The organism is Pontibacter sp. 13R65 (assembly GCF_047525655.1).
Taxonomy (GTDB): Bacteria; Bacteroidota; Bacteroidia; order Cytophagales; family Hymenobacteraceae; genus Pontibacter.
Map to the genome: position 1 here is coordinate 370,228 of NZ_JBLIQL010000004.1, position 24,010 is coordinate 394,237.

Here is a 24,010-nt window from a genome sequence, read left to right on the forward strand (position 1 = left end):
AATTATTCTAATGAAAAAGGCCTTCCGGAGGTCTATTTGGCTTTCTGGGGCTTGGGTTTAGTGGCAGTCTAGTACATAATATTCAAAGTTCATAATTTCTAAATCAGAATTTCTAATTTAACAAAACCAGGTTGTACCTTTACGGCTACTACTGCCCATGATAAAAAAGCTAAACATCCCGGTACTTTATTTTCCGCTCTGGTTACTGCTGAAAGGGCTCTCGCTGGTGCCGCTGCGGGTGCTTTACCTGTTCTCCGATTTTCTGTACCTGTTAATTTATTACGTTATAGGCTACCGAAAAAAAGTAGTTCTGCAAAACCTGCGCAATTCATTTCCGGAGAAAAGCGAACAAGAAATTCAGAAAACTGCCAAAGCTTTTTACCGGCATTTTTGCGATGTGGTGGTCGAGATACTAAAGCTCAGGTCGATGCGCTCTAAGGAAATGCGGCGCAGAATCGTATTTACGAACCAGGAGGTGTTGGATGATTTTGTGCAACAAGGCACGCCCGTTATTACCATGGGGTCGCACTCTGGTAACTGGGAGTGGGTGCTGTCGGCGGGGGCGGTGCAATTTGGGTTTCCGGCAGAAGGTGTTTATAAGCCTTTGCACAATGCTTTTTTCGAAGAGTTTATGCTGCAAACGCGTAGGCGGCTAGGGGCAAGGCTTATTAAAATGAAAGATACTATGCGCGATTTTGTGCGCAACCGAAAAGTGCCACGCGTCATTGCCATGCTTTCTGACCAAACTCCGCCCTACGGTGAAATACAGTTCTGGACTACCTTTATGAACCAGGACACACCTTTTTTTGTAGGTGCCGAGAAACTGGCAGATTCTTTTGGGTATCCGGTGCTGTTTCTGGATGTGCAGCGCATAAAGCGAGGACATTACCAGCTCCGCTTTGAGGTACTAACCGATGGCAAAACCAAACCAGCCACTACGGAAGGGCAGTACCCTGTAACGGAGGCCTTTGCTCAGGCCCTGGAAAGATCTATTAAACAATCTCCTGCCGACTATCTCTGGTCGCACCGCCGCTGGAAGCACAAGAGGCCTACGGCCAATTAGAAATTAAGGTCGTGCACGATTTCACCCAATCACAATTTATAATTTTTAATTTGGCAAAGCCCTAAAGGTATTGTTCTATGTCTCCGGCTCCCTCTCTTAATACTTCAAAGTTATTCGAGGCGTCTACTACCGTAGAGGCAATGTTATTGCCATAGCCACCATCAATCACCATATCTACCAGGTTTCGGTATTTTTCATAAATAAGCTCCGGATCGGTGCTATATTCCAGCACTTCGTCTTCATCGCGAATAGAGGTAGATAGAATAGGGTTACCAAGCTCACGCACCAGCGCTAGGGCAATGTTGTTGTCAGGGACTCTAATGCCAACTGTTTTCTTTTTGGAGCCGCCATAGCGTGGCACCTTGCTGCTCGACTCGAGTACAAATGTAAAGGGACCTGGCAGCGCCTTCTTCATCACCTTGTACACCGGTGTTTCAATTTTTCCATAGTCAGAAATGTGCGTAAGGTCTGAGCAGATAAAGGATAGATGAACTTTGTCTGGTTTCACCCCTTTAATCTGGCAAACACGTTCTACAGCACGGGTGTTATGAATGTCGCAGCCAATACCGTAAATAGTATCGGTAGGGTAAATAATAATGCCACCATTCCGGAGCACTTCTACAGCTTCTCTTATTTTTTTCTCCTGCGGGTTTTCCGGATGTATTTTTAGTAGAACGGCATTACTCATATCTTTTGCTGATTTTTAGATGATACTATAGTTCGTCTGATGATGTTATACATAGGGGATTTGCGGCACAAAGGTTACCATTTTTTACCTGGAAATTGCGCTAGCGCCTGCCAAAGGCTATACTGTGTGCGGAACTTAATTCGATGCATTGGCTTTTTAAACTAATGCTGCCGCTTTATGTAACATAGCAAATGATGTAAGAATGTGCACAAACTAGGTGGTTGCGATCTAAAATTGCCCCTGTTTTCTGTTGGTAATGAGGTGGTGTCAACAGCAGCTGTATACGGGCTTGGTTATTTTTTGGAAGGAAAGCGGAAGAATAATATTATTTTTGGGTTTAAATAACAAGAGATGCTGTCTTTCATTATTCCGGGCAGCACACTATAATACAAACTATGGCTAAGAAAGTCACAACAACCAGAAAAAGGAAAGAGAAGGGCAAAGTGATTCCGGGACTTATTGTCCTGTTTCTGTTCCTTTTTGTAAGCTTTTCTTATTACGCTTACCAGATCGTGTACACGCCCAATGTAGACACTAAGGGGCAAGATACCTATGTGTACATTCCTACAGGGGCAGGTTATGCCGAAGCTCTGGACTCAGTGGAGGCAACAGGGGTGGTCATAGATAAACTTTCGTTGCGCTTTATGGCCAAACTCATGGACTATCATGAACTAGTAAAGCCAGGACGCTACAAAATAGAAAATGGCTGGGGGAACCGGCAACTCATTGGTGTGCTACGGCTAGGGGAGCAGTCGCCGGTTAAGATCACTTTCAATAACATCCGGCTCCGCAAAGACCTGGCTGCCAAACTGGCTGCTAGTGTAGAGCCCGGAGAGGCGGAAATTGACAGTCTGCTCCGCGACCCGGAGTACCTGCGCTCACTTGGCTTTGACAGTACTACCATTGTGAGCATGTTTATTCCAAACACCTATGAGGTATATTGGACTACAACGGCCAAAGCACTTGTAGACCGCATGAAGGTGGAGTACGATAAGTTCTGGACAGCAGAGCGAAAAGCCAAAGCAGATAAGCAGGGGCTGTCGCAGCAGGAGGTGTCGGTGCTGGCCTCTATTGTGCAGGCTGAGCAGGGGAGATACGCAGATGAACGGCCTCGCATTGCCGGTGTGTACCTTAACCGCCTAAAAAAAGACATGCTGTTACAGGCAGATCCTACCGTTGTGTATAGCGTAGGTGATTTTTCTATACGCAGGGTGCTCAACGTGCACCTGCAGCACGACTCCCCCTACAATACCTATCGTTACAAAGGGCTGCCTCCTGGTCCTATCAACGTGCCTGATATTGCCAGCATCGATGCCGTGCTAAACCCTGAAAGCCACAACTATTTGTATTTCTGTGCGAAAGAAGATTTTTCAGGCTATCATGCCTTTGCTGCCACGCAGGCAGAGCATTTGGCCAATGCCAGGCGTTTCCACAAAGCTATGAATGAGCGTAATATTATGAGGTAAAATTTGATTATTGAATTGCTGAATAGGTGTTTATTGAATCCATAATGACCTTACATTGAAGGGTATTGTGTAAGCATGTAAGGTTTTTAGTTTCATTCAATAATTCACCGTTCAACAAGCTAATAATTCGACAATTCATAAAATCAACAATCATTAATTAACAACCAGCAATTAAAGATGTTCGAATCAGAAGTGCAGATACGGGTGCGGTACGCCGAAACAGACCAAATGGGCTATGTGTATTATGGCAATTATGCTGCTTACTATGAGGTGGCGCGTACAGAGGTATTCAGGCGACTAGGCATACACTACAAGGAGATGGAAGCCACGGGTACCATGATGCCCGTGCTGGAGCTGAAATGCAAATACATACGCCCGGCCAAGTACGATGACCTGCTCACCCTGAAACTGATTTTGCGGCATAAACCAAAAGGCTCACGTATTCTATTTGAATATGAAGTTTACAACGAGGAGCAGGTATTGCTGAATGTCGGGGAAACAACCATGGTCTTTGTAAGCATGGAATCGGGGAGACCTACAGCCGTGCCAGACCTTATTCATCAAAAGCTCGATTCCTATTTTAGCGAATGAGGATAAACCAGCAATACCTAAAGCGCAGGAGAGCATACCGAAAATTCATCGTTTTTCTGAAAAGATGGCGATTTAACAACGGGCAGTCTTCAGTGTACGAGGTGGTGGATGTGCTGCTTGGAGAGCTGCGGCTGGATTCTATTACCAAGCGAGCCTCGTACATGGCCTTTAACTTTACGCTGGCAATTTTCCCGAGTATCATCTTCCTTTTCACGCTCATACCCTATGTGCCAAGTGTATTGTCGCTGGACCTGGGCGAGAGTATTTTCGATTTCCTTGCCGATGTATTGCCCGAGGAAATGTACGCTGCCGCTTATACTACCATAGAAGACATTGTAAACAAGCCGCGAGGAGGTTTACTTTCTTTTGGTTTCCTGTTTGCGCTCATTCTTTCTACAAATGGCATTATGTCGCTCATGGATGCCTTCGACAAGAAGTATAAAACCTTTTACAAACGAAGCTACCCTAAAAAGCGTGCCATTGCCACACTCCTTACAGGTGCTCTTATGTTCATCCTGTTCCTGGCGGTGGCAGCTATTTTCTTTGGGCAATGGATTCTTGATGTGCTGGTGTTTTACGAGGTGGTAACTGAGTCGTACACCTACACCTTCATTGTTATGCTGAAGTACATTGCCATCATCCTGCTGTTTCTGCTGGCCACGTCGCTCATCTATTATTATGTGCCGGCTATTGAAGATAAATGGCCGCTGTTTTCGGCAGGGGCAGTGGTGGCTACAGGGTTAATCTTCGCTGTTTCCATGATTTTCTCCATCTATATCAGTGCGTTTGATACCTACAATAAATTTTACGGCTCTATTGGGGCGCTCATTGGCCTCATGATTTGGTTAGACTTTATTTCCATGATTCTTATTCTGGGATTTGAAATTAATGTAAGTATCGATACGGTGGTACGGCGTACAACGCAACGCGTCCAGAAGAAGGTAGAAGGAAAAAACTTGATAACCTAAACTGGAAATTTTTGGTTAATGCTTCTGTTGTCGTTGCTTAGGTAATTTTTTTTCGTTCATAATCAGTTGTTTATATATTTATGTCTTAAAAAGTGCATTTTTTTTGAGTCAGTACTTTGAAAGTTCAAATGAGTAGTATACTTTTGTGCACGATTACTTCACATCACAGAGAGGTGGCAGAGTGGTCGAATGCGGCGGTCTTGAAAACCGTTGACTGTAACAGGTCCGGGGGTTCGAATCCCTCCCTCTCTGCTGGTAGCGATACCACAAAAGCAAAGCCCGTAAATCTTATGATTTCGGGTTTTTTTGTTTTGAGAACTGAATCAAATTTTTCAGTTTTTCGCAAAGAAAAGGTGAATGATTCGGTGAGTCATTTTTGGGTTGTTCTTTACTCGCCAGATTCTATATAACCAGTTAATATACAATATGTACAGATGCTGTGCATCTTGACTACAGGTGACTGCAAAGCTACATTTGTTTAACTTTAAAGGTCACTATTATGAGAGTCAATTTCAGCCTTCTCCTCTACTGAGGAAGCCCAAAAACTATCGAATAGGTCTGGTGCCTGTTTATCTGGGAATTACAGTTGCCGGAAAGCGTGCCGAAGTGGCAACTTGAAGAGAATGTAAGCCTACCACATGGAATGCCGCCGCCGGACGCGCATCCGGTACAAAAGAAGCACTCGACCGTGTCTCGCACCCGACAGCTTTTCCCTTAGCCCTTTTTTGAGTCACTGTTTGACAGGGTCTTCAGCCTGTGTGTGGAGAAGGGCATGGTGAAGGGGGTTATACAAGCTATGGACTAGGCCCCAGTCAAAGCCAATGCCTTGGTTCTGAAACAAGAGACCGCATCTATAGGAAATAACCTTTTAATAACAGGCACTGAGAACCAGAAAAGGCCAGCTGCCTACTCCAACGGCTCCAGTTACTGCATGCTCGAGCAGCAGGTCACTTACAGGAGCGGGCGAGACAAGTGGAATAAGGCACAATTCTTTACTTCCCCTTCCCGAAAACTAAAAGTTAAATTTTGAATGCGACCAGGAGTGGCATGACGAGTAGGAGAATGCCTCTAAGGCATTCCAAAAACCCGGATTATCTTGGTCCTGCATAGCAGAGGGAAGAGGAATAAGCGATAGCCGCAAACTACAAACAATGCTGGCACTCCTATCAAGGCTTTTGCTTCCATTCGACACATGTATATTTACCTGTCGCTTTGCTGGGGAACTTTACCATTAGACACTTACAATAATAATAATAAATAGTTAAAACATATTAATTATCAGTTATTTATAAAACCATAGGGCTGAGAGAGGCACGGGTGGTATGGTTTTTCAATACACCTCCTGGTTTTATGTAGAGGGTCAATTTATTTTAACAACGGTTATTCTAGCCTTTTTCATAACACCTGTTTTGACCGTGGAGCGTTTTCCTAACTAATAAGTGGGATCGCAACCAATACTAAAGTTTAAGCAGCACCTGAGGCTTGCTTTCTTCTGTGGAAATAATTTTCATCGTAGAACACAACCTAAAAAAGGGGTTGGGCCTTCACAGCCCAACCCTTTTTTACTACTATTGATTTTAGCGTCTGAGCATTAGCCTAGTAGTCTTAACAGCATCAGGTGTTATAAGTTTAATGTAATATATACCCTGGGAAAGGGAGCCAGCATCGACCTCCATCGGAATAACCTCCCCGGCATGTGCTTCTCCTTTCGCTATTTCTCTTATGAGGGTACCCTTAGAGTCATAAAACATTAACTGGTAGCTGCCTAGGCTCTTCGGGGTATAGGAAACCGTGGCAACAGACGAGAAAGGGTTTGGGTAAACCTGCAGCTCCGCTACGTTTTCGGGCATGGTGCTGGCCTCATTCATCATCTCCTCTATTTGCAGAGCGATTACAGGAGAAGGAGCAGTATTTATGAATATTTGACCTCTGCCAATACCGGGTAGTTCCTGTTCCAGGTGAAGCTTGTTCGTTCCTGTCATATGGTTGTCGTAGACAAGCGTTCCGCCGGAACTCCAGATCCGTATGCGCATTTTATCTGAAAGATCATTCGTTCCTGGGCCGCCACTGTCCTCTACAGTAGCCACAAATTTATATTGACCATTGCCGTTAATGTTTCCCCAGCCTTGCCATGCTGCCCTGTTCCCCTTTATAACCAGCCATTCCAGGCTTTGACTAAAGAACCAGTCTTTGTTGTTTAAGAACAAAGCCAGTGCACCTACCGGTTTTTCTGCTGTTTTGGTAGGGTAGGTTAAAGCAAACGCAACAGCTGTTTTAGCACCAGGTTCCATATGTCTTAATTTTGTGGACCAGTTTGATATTTCACCTACGCCTGCTGTAAAACCGGCTGTTGGGTCATAAATCACAATCTGCTGCCGGTATTCATCAGAGGTTGCGTCAAGGCAGCTCTCAGAGAAGTCGAGGCCAAGAGTGTATATACCGGCTTGCTGGTAAGTATGTTCGCCTGTAATCCGGGGAGAGTCAGGGAGGGTATAAGACACAGAGTTGTCGCTTCCATCGCCCCAGGTCCATTTTATGCCTTTGTTCTGTAAGTCAGTGTAACTGCCAAAGTCTGCTGTTGTTCTAACTTGCCAGCCCACTCTCCTGGGCTGCGGTGGCAGGTAAAGCTTCACATCCACTAAATGAGCAGGACAAGAGGGCTTAAGGGAGTACTTGATGAGGTTTAGTTGCCCTTGGTTATAATAATTATCTGTAGCAAAGGCTCCACCAAGGTAAAGGTTATCCTCTTCATCTTTTACCAGATTTGTCCAATGAGAGTATGGAGGCTCATAAGATGGAGGTGTACCAAGGGTCATGGTCCGGGTTCCGTTTTTATCATAGACAAGAACGGTAATAAAGGAGAGGCCACTATCACTGTAAGCAGCAGCGGAAACAGCTAGTGAGCCATTTTCCAGGAGCACAAGTGACCCTGTACTATAGCGGTAACTAGATACTGGTTCATAATTATCCCCCCATAGCTGCTCACCGTTACTATTGAACTTAGCAGTAAATATGGTGGACTTTTGGGGACTATTCATGAAGGCTTCTGCTAGTAGTATAATATTCCCTTCTTTATCAAAAGCAGCATCTTTGAGGATGTGCTCGGCCGGAGCAGATGACCCACGACGCCATTGGTGGTTTCCAGCTTCATCCGTCTTCAGTATAAACATGGTTGGATGGCCATGACAACAAGATTCCCTTGTTCCAATAATGTAAATACCAGTTGAGTTTATAAGTAATCTGGACGGATGGTCTAAAGAGACATAGGTTTCTCTTAACTCATATTCTTTTTCCAATACGATACTGCCATCTACACTTGCATACTTTACAAGATATATAGTACAGCCATCTATGCTGCTATTTCGGTATAAATCCTTACCTGTTACAATTAGATTCCCATCAGTATCTAAAATACTAGCTGTGTTCATGGCGAGATCAGCGCAGTTCGATTCATAACTTTTGCTCCAAACTAAGTTTCCCTCTTTGTTTAACTTTATAGTTAATGCCTTTTCATATAAAGAGCCGGTTAAAAAAATTTCCTCCCGGTCATTAACTATCAAATCAGCTGGCTTAAATCCATCGCTTATGGTATAATTCAATAGCTCTTCCCCCTCAGGCGAAAGCTTCAGTAGCCTGTCATTAACGTCTGGTGTGCGCGTTAGAACATAGGTATTGCCGCTTTCATCCAGCACGCTTTTATAGGTGGTGCCACTAAAGTTGACTTGCCAAAGTTCACGGCCTTCAGTATCAATTTTTGTTGCAGTGGTACTCCCTACAACGATCATATTTTGATGATGATCTATTTGTAGCTTATAGGGGGCAAGGGCATTGGGGTAAGTTTTAGTCCAGTTTTGCTGGTACTGACCAAAAACTGAGGAGGATGTAAAGAAAAGCAAGAGGAGCAGATGTAGCTGTAACTGGGTTTTGAAGTTTAGAAAAACATGGCAGGAAATACAGCTGTTCATACTATGCTGCAGGATAAAGTGTAAATGGTTTCTCATAGCTATATAGTTTGGTAAACAATTCTTCTAAGAAACTATAGGCTTTGGGTGTGAGTGCCTACTCAAATACAGGGACGGGATCGGAGAGGTTGTTAATGTGAAATACTAATAGTAGTTCAAGGTTATAAATTTTCATACTACAGAATTCGGTGCAAGGTTTAATAAATACCAGGAAAATGAATATTAACCTTGACCATTTAACCTTAGTAGGTGACTGGCGGTTCTCCTTCTCCAGTTGCCTTGGCTCCCTGAGCTGCGATAACCCTAAACCGCCGTATATTTCTTCTTTCTAAGTAGAAGGAGGCCTAGGAAACTTCTACTTTGCGGCACATATCTGATGCCAAGACGACTTTCTCTCAGTGCTTTAGGATGAAAAGGATCTGTGCCTGGAGTGAACCTTGGTTTCTTCATGACAATTCGTTTTTTTACTATTTGATAATTGCCCATTTCCTCTACTATCCAACGGTCCAGTTTTTAGGGAGGAGGTCAAAAGAAAGAGAAATGTCTCAGTTAATCTGACCAAAAAATGGGGTACTTACAGTATTTGTATTAATTTCTCATAATTATTATCATTTACATATCTCTAATTGCAAGAAAATCACAGACAACAAAACTAAGTATAGGTAGTTATTTACTTACTCTTTAATTTTGGTCCCTCCGATTAAAATTTGCATTTAAACGCACTATACCTCTTAATTGAAAGAGGTCGTCACTGTATCCTCCCAACAATGTAAATGGAAATTTATTTAGGCATTTTGCAACACCTCTTTTGACGTGGTTGATTCATTTACTTTAACAGCAGGGCAAATAGGCTTATTATTTCCATTCTGGAGCTGAGACAGGGACAGGGGAACTGGAGATAAGTTTAGATGACAAACACAGAAAAAGCAGAGTTCCTTGTTTTATTATACAGGCTAATTTAATAGAAGCGGTGTAACAGCTACAACTGCTACTAACTATACCAATTAACTCGGCAGGTATAACAAAAAGAAAGACTCTCCTTTTCATGAAAAAGTCTTCGTTTAACCATGTGTAACTACTAATCTTTATAAAAATAAATCAACCTTGTGCAAGCATTTGGATTGAAGATCGAGTAACTTTAACAAATGCATCAATCTTTTACAAATCAGGTAAGAGTTCAGGTAAGGTTTTTATGGGCCTTGTGCATCGCTTTTTGCCTTTTGCCTGGTTGCCTGCAGGCGCAAAATCAGCCTAGGTTTGATAAAATAAACGATTCTAAGGATCTTCCTAGTAGTTCTGTTTCCAACATTACCCAAGATCAGGACGGATTTATCTGGATAGGTACTAAAAGCGGGTTGAGCCGGTACGACGGGAGTACTTTTAAGCTTTACACACAGGCAAATGGCCGATTGGGAGCAGACGATGTAACGACAGTTTTTACTGACTCAAAAGGTCGCATCTGGGCCGGTACGCTGGATGGGCTGCAACTATTGAATAAGCGGTCAGAGAGTTTTATCTCATTCAGGTATCAGCCTGGAAACAGGAAGAGCATATCATCAAACGAAATCAACACCATTTACGAGGATGCAGCCGGCCAAATCTGGATTGGCACAGAACATGGTCTTAATCGCTTTATTGAGCAAGACAGCTCTTTTGAATCTTACCTTGCCGATGCTACAGTGGCTACCTCCTTAAGTCATAATAGTGTAAAGACCATTTATGAAGATACTCAGGAGAATCTGTGGGTAGGTACGTTTGGCGGAGGATTAAACCTGTTCGATACGAAGAGCCGGGAATTTGTTTCTTATGCACTAAAAAATGTGGCTGGTAAGGAGCTTAAGGCCAAGTATATTTATGTGATGCGGCCATTTGGCCAGAACCAGGTGCTGCTCGGAACCTCTGGCGAAGGTTTGCTGCTTTTTGATTGTCAGTCAGGCCTGATAAAACCTTTTTTTGAGCAGGATAAGGAGCTGGCATCTATTGCTGTCATAAGGGCTCTGTTTGAGGAGCCGGATGGCACACTCTGGATTGGGACAGACGGTAGTGGCTTGCTCAAAGTCAGGAATGCCGGAACAGGTAAAGCCCAGGTCGAGCAATTTGTTAAAAGCAATACAATTCAGCATTCACTTTCCAGTAACGCCATTCATGCTGTTTTTGCTGATAAACAACGAAACATCTGGATAGGAACAGTCTGGAATGGTATAAATATTCTGAGGCGAAAGGATGAGGCGGTGGATTTTTTTTATAGCGATTTTACAGGTACAGATATTTCTCCGGTACTATCGGTTTCTAAAGATAGGGAGCGGCTGTGGTTTGGAACCGATGGCTTTGGTTTGAATGTGTTGCAGCTCGCTACTGCAACAGTTCAGAAGCTTCCAGGACGACAGGTAGGAGGTGACTATGTGCACCTGATTAAAGAACGTAAAGCAGGAGGCTATTTTATCGGTACCTTCTCCGATGGTCTTTCTATCTATAGCCCCGAAGAGGGGAAGCTCCAGCAGTTTCGGCACGAGACACATAACTCTGCTTCATTAAGCTATAACGATGTACGCAGTGTGGTGGAAGAGGAGAATGGGAACTTCTGGGTAGCTTCCTGGGGCGGAGGGCTGAGCTACTTTGATCAGGCAACGGGTAAATTCACGAACTACCGCAGGGAGCCCCGCAAGCCCAACACCATCAGCAGCGATAATGTCATTTCTTTGGCCGAAGATGGGAAAGGAAACCTCTGGGTTGGGACCTTTGGTGGCGGACTAAATTATTTCGATACCAGTTCTCGTAAATTTTACGGGCTAAAAGCTGCTTCTGAGGCTGAGATACCGCTGGCCACGCTTAACATCATTAGCTTATTAAAAGACTCACTCGGCTACCTCTGGATTGGCACCTGGGGGCAAGGCCTTCTGCGGCTCGATACCCACACCAAGCAAGTCGTACGGTTTAAGAAGCTGGATGGCCTGCATGAAAAAGTAGTTACTGCTTTGGTAGAAGATGAGGCTGGCAACATCTGGCTGAGCACCAAGAGCGGCATTTACCAGTACGAGCACCAGACAAAGCGCCTAAGAAAGTTTAACCAGCTAAATGGCAGCTACCATATAAATGCAGTTTATAAAGCAGATGGTATCTTGTATTTTGGTGGCAACGATGGCGTTGTTTCGTTTGACCCTAAAAGGATAAGTCCTCAAGAAAAGGCACCGCAGGTAAAGTTTACAGGATTACGACTTTTTAACAAAGAGGTAAAAGCAGGAGATGAGACTGAAATATTAGATAAACCTATACTAGAGGAGAATTTTATACAGCTCCGGCACAACCACTCCCTCGTTACCTTTGAGTTTGCAGCATTAGGGTTTCCGTTTGCAGATTATGAGTACACCATTAAATTAGAAAACTTTGATACGGACTGGCGCGAGATAGGCAGGCAGCACGAAGCCACTTTTACCAACCTTAGCCCCGGCAGCTATACGCTGAAGGTAAAGGCCCGCGTACCTGGCGGAAAGTGGAGCAAGGAATATCAGCAGATGCAGGTGGTAGTGCAAAACCCCTTCTGGAAAACCTGGTGGGCCTATCTGCTTTACGGTCTGGTGTTCGGCTTTCTGCTTTACCTCTTTAACCGGTATACCATTCACCTGGAAAAACTCAAAAGCCGGCTCGACCTGGAGCGGCTGAACCGGGAAAAAGAGCAGGAGCTGCACAACCTGAAGCTGCAGTTCTTTACCGATGTGTCGCATGAAATACGAACGCCTGTTACCCTGATGATGGGCAGTATTAACCGCATAGCCGCAGTAAACGAAGCTGTTCCGAAGCAGCAAGTGGTCCAGGAATTACGGAAAAACAGTTCGCATCTGCTGCAACTGGTAAACGAACTGCTCGATTTCAGCAAAATAGATGCGAGCGGAATAAAGCTAAGGGCATCTGAAAGCGACTTTGTAAGCTTTGTAAAAGAAATCTTCCTCTCTTTTAGCACCCACGCCGAAAACAGGCACATTCATTACCATTTCTTCTGTACCCAAGAATCTATTTCTCTTTGGTTTGATAAAGAGCAAATGGAGAAAGTGGTATACAACCTGCTTTCCAACGCCTTCAAATTTACCGATGCCGGAGGTGCTATTCGTGTAGAGGTAGCAGCGCACGAATACCATGTGGTGCTGGAGGTAAGCGATACGGGCAAAGGTATTTCAGAAACAAAGCTGAACAAGATTTTTCAACGGTTTTACCAGAGTAGTAACAATACCCAGATAGAGGAAGACGGATTTGGAATAGGACTTTCTATTGTAAAGAAGATTGTAAAACTGCATGCCGGGAAAGTTTTTGTAGAGAGCGAGCCAGGCAAAGGCAGTAGGTTTACGGTACGGCTGCAGCAGGGCAACAGGCACCTGCCTGCGGTGCATCAGGTAGAGGAGGCGGAGATACACGAAAACCTGGCCCATTACCTGGTTCCGGCTACAGGCGAACAGCAGCTACAAGGGGAGAGCCTGAACGAGGCAAGTGTACTGGTGGCAGAAGATAACGCCGATATACGGCGTTACCTGATTGGCCTCCTGCAGCCTATGTTCCGGGTGTATGAAGCAGCTAATGGTGCCGAAGCTTTTGAACAGGCTGTAAGCCACATGCCTGACCTCATAATCAGCGATATTATGATGCCGGTAAAAGATGGCATTACCCTTACCAGAGAGCTGAAGAAAGATGTGCGGACAAGCCATATACCAGTTATCCTGTTAACGGCTCGTACTTCTTTTATCTATAAAAAAGAAGGTTATGAAACCGGGGCCGACGATTACCTGACCAAACCGTTCAGCGAGGTGCTGCTGAAAACGCGCATTATAAACCTGCTCAAAACACGGCAGCTCCTGCGCGAGAAGTTTCAGTTGGAAATGCTCACCCAGCCAAAGAATACAGCACTCACCTCGCCTGATCAGATATTTTTGAGCAACCTCTCTTCTGTACTCGACCAGCACCTCGACAATGACAATTTATGTGCGGAGTTTATTTCAAAGGAAATGGGCATCAGCCATTCTGTTGTTTACAAAAAGGTGAAAGCGCTTACAGGCCTCTCGCTGGTGGAGTTCATCCGCGATTTTAAACTGAAGCGTTCGGCACAACTGCTAAAAGAGCATCACCTATCCGTTACTGATGTTTGCTACAAAGTTGGCTTTTCCGACCGCCGCTATTTCAGCCAACAGTTCCGAAAAAAATATGGTGTTCCTCCCTCGGCCTATGGTAACAATCTGGAAGTGCAGCAGCATACAGAAGAAAACAAACAGATTTAGAAAGAAGAGCCTCATAGAGGATAGCAATAAAATGCTCCGGAAGGGTATTTTCATTAGAATAATTAGGTTGGCTGCTGATGGTTAGAAGGTTGAATGGCAAAATTGTTTGATGGTTTAATGGTTAAATGATTGGATGAGAGTTATCGAAAAGCCCTCACAGCGTGCACGGCTCCTGAGTGTGTCTGAGTAAAACATAAGCACCAGGAAGTATTTGTCTACAGGAAAATATAACACCTGTAGTCTAGCCTCTAAAATCCCTAAAATAACTCTGGAAGGCCATTTTCATTAGAATAATTTGACTAGTGCGGTAGCAAACTGTAAACTATGTATTGCGACAGAAAGCTACAGAGCAATAACCTCTGCCAGGTGCAGCTAATGACGATTTTTTGTTGGGGGCAGGGGCCCTCTTTAAAGAGCGTGCAGCGAGTGGGGGTGCAGGAACCCCCTTTAGACAAAATCGTCTTGATTTTTTTGGTTCTTTTTGTATCAAGACAAAAAGAACAAGAACTTCAGCTATGAAACAGCTACAGCCTAAAATCACAGCAAGAAAAGCAGCTATGTGAACTTAGACTAAACGTTCTATAGCTACAGCTAAAGGATCTTGCCCACAAAATCCTTTCAGGATGAAAAAATGGGAACGACAGGTGAAGAAATTAGAATGATGAAAAGGCCATTTAAAACACCTTCTGCACTTTTCTGATGAATTCGTCATACCATTTCAACCGAAAATTTACCCCTGCTGCTTTCTCTGAAACCCTACATTTACAAAAAGAAACAACAGATGAAACGACTTTTATGGAAGAGGCATCTGGTGGGCATCTTACTCGTTTGTATGGTCCTCCTGTTTTTCTACTTGTTATAAATAAAAGCAAGGGTGCCAAAAACGGAGCACAATACTGTTAAAAAAATAAGGCCTACCAGCTGATGCCGGACGCCTTATTTTTTTAACAGCCGGATAACTAATGTTAGTTTTATGTTAAGAACAAGGTTTTATGCCTATACAAAGTGATTTTAGAAATTTAGTTGATCTACTATAAATAAGGAGAAGGATTTATGAATAGCTATTTACACAAGAGAAAGGAGCTTTTTTGCATGCTCTTACTTTTCTTTTTTACTGTTACAGGAGTTCTGGCTCAGGGGACTACAGTAAGCGGCCGGGTTATAAACGAAACTGGTGAGGGATTGCCTGGTGTAACTGTTTTAATGAAAGGAACAACTATAGGAACATCTACAGATATTGACGGTAATTATACCTTGGCTGTACCTGCAGGGGCTGGCACCATGGTGTTCTCTTTTATTGGTTATGTAAGTAAAGAAGTAGCCATTGGCAACCAGACCACCATCAACGTGTCGCTTGTTCCTGATGCGAAAGCCTTAGATGAAGTGGTGGTGGTAGGGTATGGCACACAGTCAAAAAGAGATATTACAGGTTCTGTTGCCTCTGTTAAAACAGCAGATTTGCCGCAGGTAGCCAATGCCTCTATCGATAACCTGTTGCAGGGCAGGGCGGCAGGATTTAACTTAAGTATGCGAAGTGCACAGCCTGGCGGTGGCCTGAACATCAACATTCGAGGTGCCATATCGCCAAGAGGAAACAACCAGCCGCTGTACGTAATAGATGGCGTTCCAATTCTGTCTAATAATGCGCCGGAACCTGGCATCAGAAACAATAACCTGGGTTACAGTGGCGGCGTTGACAGGAGTCCACTCAGCACGCTAAACCCTGCTGATATTGAGGCGATTGACATTCTAAAAGATGCCAGTGCCACGGCGATTTATGGTTCTGCGGCTGCTAACGGTGTAATCTTGATTACTACTAAAAAAGGAAAGGCCGGGCGTATTGTTACTGACTATCGGGGTAGCTACACGCTTCAAACGCCAAAAAAATACTTCGATCTGTTAAACGCCACACAATTTATGCAGGAGCATAACCGAATCACCAGAGACAAGTACCTGCACGATAATAATCTGGCACCATACGGTACACGCGATCCCGCTACTGTTACGCCTTTTACGCCACGTTTTTCGGAAGCAGCTATAGCAGGTGCCGGCGAAGGAACCGATTGGCTCGACCTGGTGATGCGGAACGGACATATTCATGAACACAATATCTCTGCATCTGGCGGAAACGAGAACACCAAAGTATTTACTTCCTTTAATTTTTTCGACAATAAAGCCATTCTGCAAAACTCCGATTTTAAGCGGTATACCGGCAGAATAAACCTGGAGCAGCAGATCAGTAGCAGGATCAAGGCAAATCTAAACCTTTCCGTAAGCCAGATTAACAGCAATAACGCCTCGACCGGCTCTAACAATGGTGGGGTTGAGGCTTACAACATGCTGCAAACGGCCTATACCTATTCTCCTACAGTAGGCGTGTTTAACGAAGATGGTTCCTACGCCGCCAGCTACGATCCTTTAATTACCAACCCTGCAGCTTTCTTGATTATTCAGGATAAATCTACTACGAAGCGCTTTTTTGCTGCTCCGAACATAGAAGCTAAAATTACAGATGATTTAAAAGCAAATGTGGTGTTGGGCATCGACAACCAAACCTCGCAACGTAACTTTTATCTGCCAAGAGCAGTGCGAAGAGCAAACCTTCCGGAAGGCATGGCGAATATAAATTCAAACAGAATTGGCAACTATAGCGGCGAAGGATACCTGACTTACAATAAGACTTTTGGCCAGAATAACTTGTCGGTAGTAGTGGGCGGTGGTTACTACAAAACGTTTAGCGATGGCTTCGGGCTGGAAGCAGTTGATTTCTTTACAGATGCTTTCGGGTATAACAATGTGGGTGCTGCCAGCAACAAAGAAAGAAGCAATATGCAGTCTTACCGAAATGAGCGAACAAAACTATCGCAGTTCATCCGGATGAATTATTCTATTGCAGATAAATACATTTTTACCTTTACTGGCCGTAACGATGGCGCCAGTACGTTCGCAGAAAACAAAAAATGGGGCTTCTTTCCGGGTATCTCAGCTGCCTGGAGACTGAGCGAAGAAGCGTTTTTGAAGGATGTTAATTTCTTATCTGATCTCAAGTTTCGGGCAGGCTACGGAACTTCGGGTAACGAAATTACTGGAAATAATGCCATTGCTCTGTATTCTGTAGGAAGTCCCTTCTTGATAGGGCAAACTATTTACAACGGTGTAGCATTGAGCCAGGTCGATAACCCGAATTTATCCTGGGAAACAGATATTACCGTGAACCTGGGCCTGGACTTCGCCTTCTTTAACAACAGAATTTCCGGCTCGTTCGATATCTTCCGAAAAACTGCCAAAGACTTGCTGGATGTTATCCCATTGCCATCTAACAACGCGGTTGGTTTTCAGTACGCAAATGTGGGCACCACCCGCAGCGATGGTGTGGAACTCAGCTTGAACTTTGTTAACATAGAAGGCCCTCTTTCCTGGACCACCACCTTTAACATTTCTTCTTACAAAAACTATTGGGTAGAGCGCAACCCGGTTACTCCTTTAGCGCCCTATATTGAGGAAGGAGATCGTATCAGGGAAATTTACGGATGGAAAACAGACGGTATCATCAACAATGTGGAAGATATTCCGGCCCACATGCCAAACGCCAGACTGGGTAATGTGAAGTATGTAGATGTAAACAACGATGGTAAGCTCGATATTGATGATGTGGTAAAATTAGGAAGCAACGACCCGCGCTTTAACCTGGGTTTGGGCAACACCTTTATCTATAAAAACTTCGACCTGAACTTTTTCTTCTACGGGTTCTTAGGCCGCGAAATCTTTAACAACTACTCCGGCTTCTACGACCCCATGTTACTGGGTATTCAGAATGCACGCAACACACTGGTGGGTATACGAAACCTCTGGACGGCAGATAACCCGAACGGCACGCTACCCGGAATCGCCAACAACCCTTATGCAGGAGCGAACGCATCCGGAAATTCAGACTTTTACCTGGAGAAAGGCGGCTTTGTCAGGCTGAAGAACATCACACTGGGCTACAACATCCCGATAAGCATTTTCGGTGCCAGCAGGCCCATAAGCGCAGCACGTGTATTTGTAGATATGCAGAATGTGGCAGTATTCACCAAGTACAGAGGCTATGATCCGGAATTTACACAGGCCAACCCATATCCGCAGGCGCTCTCTACTACTTTTGGTTTGAATGTAACTTTTTAAATCCCCGGTCATGAAAATCTTAAATAAAATTAAATCAAAAACCATAAAGGTGACGACACTGGCTGCCGTGCTGTTATTTACAGCTACAGCCTGTAAAGACGAACTGGAAACAAAAGTATACAGCCAGCTAAGTCCAGATAATTTTTTTACGTCAGAGGCAGATTTTAACGGTGCTGTTGTTACACTGTATTCTGTTTTAACCACAGCCTGGGGAAACCCGGACCCCGGCGCCAATACCTGGTACTCTTCGTTTTACTCCCCCGACCAGACCTCTTACTTCCTCCGTGGTATGCTAAGCACCGACATCATGGAATCAGATGGCGAACCAAACCTTCGGAATTTTACCTGGGGGCCGGCCACCTGGCAGGGATCGCCGGAAACAACCTATTCTAAAATAAGATACGTTGCCCGGGCTACAGATGCCATCGATAAAATGACTAAATCGACGAGTGTAAGCGAGACCATCAAAAGCAATTATATTGCCGAAGCCAAGGTGATGAGAGCCTGGATTATGTATAACATTTACGACTTCTTCGGGCCTGTAAATGTGAAACTGGATCCGGCAACACTAACCGATAACGCCATTACGCCGAGATTATCTGAAGAAGCTTATACCGGCCAGATTGAAAAAGATCTGATGGAGGCCATAGCCACGCCCGGCTTTGCGGAAATGCACAACAGCAATGTTCAAAACTGGGGAAGGGTATCCAAAGGAGTGGCCCGCATGCTGCTGCTGAAATTGTACATGCACACAAAACAGTGGAGCAAAGCGGAGGCCATCGGAAAAGAAATCATCAACATGGAGTACCGGCTTCTGGATAATTATGCCAACGTATTTAATGAGAAGGCAAATCCAGAGATTATTTATGCCGTGCCTACCAATGCCGCACAAGCTAGCTTTTGGGTAACAGAGGTGCTGCCATCCGATTTTGCCAGCACAACAGATGGAAGTATTACAAGGTCAACAGGCTGGTATCTTTACTGGATGCCGTGGAGCTTTTACGACAAATACTTTTTACCAACCGATTTGCGCAGAACAACTACTATGCTGGAAAGTTATATTAACACGTCCGGACAAACAGTAGGCAGAAGCGGCTTAAGAGGTGCTATTCCTTTGAAATACACTGATGTACAGGGGCCAGGGCCAGGGCATAGCCAGGATTTAGTGGTATTTCGGTTAGGCGAAGTATATTTGTCCGTAGCAGAAGCCATAAACGAGCTGAGAGGTCCGGCAGAAGCGTATGAATTTGTGAACCCGATCAGGAGAAGAGCAGGTGTGTCAGAGTTCTCCGGCTTAAGCCAGGAAGCATTTCGCCAGACTATTTTAGATGAACGCGGACGAGAACTTTACGCAGAAGGTGTTCGGCGGCAGGATTTAATACGGCACGGCCAGTTTATTTCAAATGCAATTGCCCGTGGCAAAACCAATGCACAGCCGCACATGGTCCGGTTTGCGATTCCAAGCAATGTGATGATAGAAGGAAAAGGAATAATAGAGCAAAATCCTGGTTATTAGCGAGTACTTGGTTAATAATATTCTGACGTTTATTTAAGTAGAAAGAAAATGACAAAGACAAAGTTTAACGGCTTGTTGGGGCTCTTCCTGATAATAGTTTTCTGTGGCTGCAGTGTTTTAAAATCAGGCAAAGCGCAGAACAGTTTTGTAAAAGGAGCCGATATCGGCTGGCTGCAGCAGATGGAAGAGACAGGCTATAAGTTTTACGATGATAACGGGGTGGAGCAGGATTGCTTTAAAATTTTAAAGGATCATGGTATCAACACCATCCGCCTGAGAACATGGGTCAATCCTTCCGACGACAAAGCGAGCGGCCACAACAGCAAAGAACAGACTGTTGCGATGGCCGTAAGGGCACAAAAATGGGGCATGCGCGTGATGATTAACTTCCACTACAGCGACAGCTGGGCCGACCCTAGCAAGCAAAAAAAGCCTGCCGCGTGGGAGGGGCATGATTTCCCCCAGTTACTGAACGACGTGTACGACTACACGCACGATGTCATGAGCGACCTGAAGAAAGCCGGTGTAACGCCGGAGTGGGTGCAGGTAGGCAACGAAACGCCAGGTGGCATGATATACCCGGAGGGAAGTACTGATAACTGGCCTCAGCTGGCACAGCTCATCAACAAAGGCTACGATGCCATAAAAGCCGTAAGTCCAAAATCAAAAGTTATACTTCATATTGATCGGGGAAATGATAATGCACGGTTTAGGAAATGGTTCGACAATGCCGAGGCAAACGGTGCGAAATACGATATCATCGGGCTATCATATTACCCTTTCTGGTTACCCGGAAAACCTGATTACACACTTTCTATTGATGACCTGGGCAATAACATGAACGACTTGGTAGCCCGGTATGGCAAAGATGTGATGGTGGTAGAAGTAGGCGGTGAAGATACCAAGCCGCAGAATACCTATGATATGTTGGTGGCTGTGCAGCAAAAAGTAAAAGCAGTACCCGGAGGAAAAGGACTGGGCGTTATTTACTGGGAACCACAAGGCGCAAGAAGCTGGAGTAGGTACCCGCTAAGTGCCTGGGGCGAAGACGGAAGACCAACGAAAGCCATGGATGCCTTTCTGGTGGAGTAACCTCCCATACCGGCTGCTTCTAACTTTTAACAGTTGTTGCAATCAAAAGGCCTTATAAGTTTTTAGCCCAAAACACCTCCGGAAGGCTAATTTTATTCAAATAATCTATAGCTGTTTGTTAAATTGTTTAATGGTTAAATTGTTGGCTCTTGAATGATTAACTTATGCTAAGCAGCTATTTGCAGGAGGAGGATATACTATGTATCAGGAATCAGAACTGAAAGAAGATTATTCTAAATAAAACAGCCTTCCGGAGCATAGAAGCATACTCTTGCTGGCGCTGCCGTTGCTCGGAACACTTAAACCAGTTCTTGGCTCGAACCGCCTTGTGAGATCCGGTGCCGCAGGCAGCCTTAGCGGGAGCGAAGGGAGGAGGGAACACAGCGGCGATGACCAAGGACGAGGCCTCGCGGCCGTGAGCGCTCAGAGCCAAAGCTATGCACCAACCAAAGCAAGTAGGCATAGCAAAAGATGTAGCCAAGAGTGCCGGAACCAAAAACAAGAGCAGCTTATCTCTTGCATAACAATAGTAAATTATTGAAATAAAAACAGCTTTCTGAGCTGCTACTCTATACAAAAGTATTTAATCACACGCATTATGTTTTTGAAACCCAAGGTTCTGTCTTTCTTCATTTTTTTGCTTGCTCATGCTTCAGTAGCCCAGGTGAGAGTTACAACCGAGCTAAGTAACAACTGGAAGTTTTACAAAGGACAGAGCACAACGGCACACCAGCAGGATTTTAATGATCGCAAATGGGAAACAGTTACAGTGCCACACGATTGGGCCATTTACGGACCCTTTGATAAGGAAATTGACAAGCAGGTAGTGGCCATAGAGCAAAATGGCGAGAAGGTGGCGACTGAAAAAACCGGCAGAACCGGTTCCCTTCCCTATATTGGAGAAGGCTGGTACCGCAAAAAATTTACACTGCCACATTATAAGCCGGGGCAAAAGGTATTGCTTGTATTTGAAGGTGCCATGAGCGAACCGAAAGTATTTTTGAACGGCGAAAAGGTAGGTGAATGGAACTATGGCTACAATTACTTCTACTTCGATATCAGCAAGCAGGTAGCTGCCGGTAAAGAAAACACGCTGGCGGTTCAGTTATCCAATCAGGGCTTGTCGTCACGTTGGTATCCGGGTGCCGGACTGTATCGGAAGGTGCAGGTTATTGTAAAAAACCAGGAAAGCATCGATCAATGGGGTACGTACATTACCACACCGTTTATTTCTGATAAAGTCGCCAAAGTAAACATTAAAACCAGCGTATCCGGTGCGAATACGCGCCTTGTTACGCACATCCTGAACGCAGCCGGAGACACAGTTGCCTCTGATAAAACACAAATGCCTTTTGGAAACAAATTTGAGCAGAACATTGCTGTAAATAAGCCTGAACTTTGGAGCCCCGAAACACCTTACCTGTACACAGCCGTAACACAGTTGTTTGTTGATAATACATTGAAAGATGAAACCTCTACACGCTTTGGCATACGAGAAATCAATTATAAGGCAGAAGTCGGTTTCAGCCTGAATGGTAAAGTCCGCAAATTTAAGGGAGTATGCCTGCACCACGACTTGGGCCCGCTTGGAGCAGCCGTTAACAAAGCCGCTTTACGCAGGCAGCTACAGATTCTGAAAGACCTGGGCTGTGATGCCATCCGAAGTTCACACAACATGCCATCTATCGAACAGCTCGAGCTTTGTGATGAAATGGGCTTTATGTTTTTAGCCGAAACCTTTGATGAATGGGCAAAGCCAAAAGTGAGAAATGGCTACAACCGCTTCTTCGAAACCGATGCTGAAAAAGATATTGTAAACTTGGTGCATGCCACCCGCAACCACCCGAGCATTGTAATGTGGAGTTCCGGTAACGAGGTGCCGGACCAGCATGGCTCTGAAGGAGCAAAACGGGCCAGGTGGTTACAGGAAATTTTCCATCGCGAAGACCCGACCCGCCCGGTAACTGTAGGAATGGACCAGGTAAAAGCGACCATGCAATCTGGATTTGGTGCCGTACTGGATATTCCGGGGTTAAACTATAGAACACATCTGTATGAAGAAGCTTATAAAGCGTTTCCGCAGGGGCTCATATTAGGTTCTGAAACTGGTTCTACAGTAAGTTCAAGAGGTGTATATAAGTTTCCGGTAGAAAAAGGAATTGGAAAGGCCTATGACGATCATCAATCTTCGTCTTACGATTTGGAGTACTGCAGCTGGTCGAACCTTCCGGAAGATGATTTTATACTGCAGGACACCAAGCCTTGGGTAATTGGGCAATTTGTATGGACAGGCTTCGATTACCTGGGAGAGCCTACACCTTACGATAATTTCTGGCCATCGCGCAGTTCCTATTTTGGGATTAACGACCTCGCTGGGTTGCCCAAAGACAGGTACTACTTATACCGTAGCCAGTGGAACACCGCCGACGAAACCTTGCATGTTCTCCCCCACTGGAACTGGAAAGGCAGGGAAGGGCAAACAACACCAATTTTTGTTTATACCAATTACGATAAAGCGGAGCTCTTTATTAACGGGAAGAGTATGGGCGTACAAAGCAAAAACGATTCCAGCCTGCTACACCATTACCGCCTGATGTGGATGGATGTAAAATACGAACCAGGCACTGTTAAAGTGGTAGCTTACGACAAAGATGGTAAACCAGCAGCCGAAAAAACAATGGTTACAGCAGGCGAGCCTTACAAAATAATACTAGAACCAGACCGTAGCCAGATCGCCGCCGATGGGAAAGATATTTCTTTTGTTACCGTATCTGTTGTAGATAAAAACGGTAACCCTTGCCCTACTGCCACCAATCAGTTAAAATTTAGTGTGAGTGGCAATGGTAGCTACCGCGCGGCCTGCAACGGAGATGCCACTTCTCTGGAGCAGTTCCATCTGCCCACTATGAAGTTATTTAGTGGGAAACTGGTAGTACTTGTTCAATCTTCTGAAACGCCGGGTGCGATAAAATTATCCGTTCAAGGCAAAAATCTGAAGGGTGCGGAGATTAGGTTAAAGTCTGAATAATCATACTTAATGAATATAGTGATTCATTTAGCTCTCTAACAATTCCAGATAAATAAAGCTATAGGCTATTCAGGCCTCTGCTCATTTAGGTACACTATTGAACATAGCACAGGTTATAAAACAAGAAAAGGCTTTCCGTTGTGAAGAGCCTTTTCTTGTTTGTTGTCAATAAGCTATTTTATTATCGAAATAATTCGAGGCTTTTTCTCAT

At 44.6% G+C, this 24,010-nt stretch carries 11 protein-coding genes and 1 tRNA gene; 10 read left to right on the top strand and 2 right to left on the bottom strand.

Translation table 11 applies throughout. The annotated features are described in order from the left end of the window. Window positions 1–157: 157 nt before the first annotated feature. Window positions 158–1,063 carry a lysophospholipid acyltransferase family protein gene (locus ACMA1I_RS07525; protein WP_337067684.1) on the top strand — a complete coding sequence of 302 codons (906 nt, stop codon included), beginning with the start codon at window positions 158–160 and terminating at the stop codon, window positions 1,061–1,063. Between the two features lie 61 nt (window positions 1,064–1,124). On the opposite strand, the gene ACMA1I_RS07530 is transcribed toward ACMA1I_RS07525, so the two are convergent. Beyond that, on the bottom strand, window positions 1,125–1,751 hold the full coding sequence (locus tag ACMA1I_RS07530; RefSeq protein ID WP_337067685.1) for an L-threonylcarbamoyladenylate synthase: 627 nt from the start codon (window positions 1,749–1,751) through the stop codon (window positions 1,125–1,127). A gap of 395 nt (window positions 1,752–2,146) precedes the next feature. Between ACMA1I_RS07530 and mltG the strand changes: the two genes are divergently transcribed. The 4 genes from mltG to ACMA1I_RS07550 all read left to right on the top strand — a co-directional run bounded on the left by mltG (window position 2,147) and on the right by ACMA1I_RS07550 (window position 5,028). Further along, a complete protein-coding gene (gene mltG, locus ACMA1I_RS07535) occupies window positions 2,147–3,217 on the top strand; it encodes an endolytic transglycosylase MltG (protein WP_337067686.1) in 1,071 nt (356 codons plus the stop codon). Window positions 3,218–3,394: 177 nt separating this feature from the next. After that, a complete protein-coding gene (locus ACMA1I_RS07540) occupies window positions 3,395–3,808 on the top strand; it encodes a thioesterase family protein (protein ID WP_337067687.1) in 414 nt (137 codons plus the stop codon). After that, window positions 3,805–4,776: a YihY/virulence factor BrkB family protein gene (locus tag ACMA1I_RS07545; RefSeq protein WP_337067688.1), complete on the top strand. Its 972-nt coding sequence runs from the start codon at window positions 3,805–3,807 to the stop codon at window positions 4,774–4,776. Before ACMA1I_RS07540 ends, ACMA1I_RS07545 begins: the two co-directional genes overlap by 4 nt. A 167-nt stretch (window positions 4,777–4,943) precedes the next feature. Beyond that, a tRNA-Ser gene (locus ACMA1I_RS07550) sits at window positions 4,944–5,028 on the top strand. Window positions 5,029–6,353: 1,325 nt separating this feature from the next. Here ACMA1I_RS07550 and ACMA1I_RS07555 read toward each other — a convergent pair. Beyond that, window positions 6,354–8,777, bottom strand: a complete 2,424-nt coding sequence (locus tag ACMA1I_RS07555) for a T9SS type A sorting domain-containing protein (protein WP_337067689.1) — start codon at window positions 8,775–8,777, stop codon at window positions 6,354–6,356. 1,106 nt (window positions 8,778–9,883) lie between these two features. Between ACMA1I_RS07555 and ACMA1I_RS07560 the strand changes: the two genes are divergently transcribed. The 5 genes from ACMA1I_RS07560 to ACMA1I_RS07580 all read left to right on the top strand — a co-directional run bounded on the left by ACMA1I_RS07560 (window position 9,884) and on the right by ACMA1I_RS07580 (window position 23,799). Continuing rightward, window positions 9,884–13,999, top strand: coding sequence for a two-component regulator propeller domain-containing protein (locus tag ACMA1I_RS07560; protein WP_337067690.1), 4,116 nt, complete (start codon window positions 9,884–9,886; stop codon window positions 13,997–13,999). A gap of 1,092 nt (window positions 14,000–15,091) precedes the next feature. Continuing rightward, a complete protein-coding gene (locus ACMA1I_RS07565; RefSeq protein ID WP_337067691.1) occupies window positions 15,092–18,163 on the top strand; it encodes a TonB-dependent receptor in 3,072 nt (1,023 codons plus the stop codon). Between the two features lie 10 nt (window positions 18,164–18,173). Beyond that, a complete protein-coding gene (locus ACMA1I_RS07570) occupies window positions 18,174–19,679 on the top strand; it encodes a RagB/SusD family nutrient uptake outer membrane protein (RefSeq protein WP_337067692.1) in 1,506 nt (501 codons plus the stop codon). Between the two features lie 48 nt (window positions 19,680–19,727). Next, window positions 19,728–20,771 (top strand): arabinogalactan endo-beta-1,4-galactanase, encoded by a 1,044-nt coding sequence (locus ACMA1I_RS07575; RefSeq protein WP_337067693.1) that lies wholly within the window; start codon window positions 19,728–19,730, stop codon window positions 20,769–20,771. Window positions 20,772–21,435: 664 nt separating this feature from the next. Next, window positions 21,436–23,799, top strand: a complete 2,364-nt coding sequence (locus ACMA1I_RS07580) for a DUF4982 domain-containing protein (protein ID WP_414703880.1) — start codon at window positions 21,436–21,438, stop codon at window positions 23,797–23,799. Window positions 23,800–24,010 lie beyond the last annotated feature (211 nt).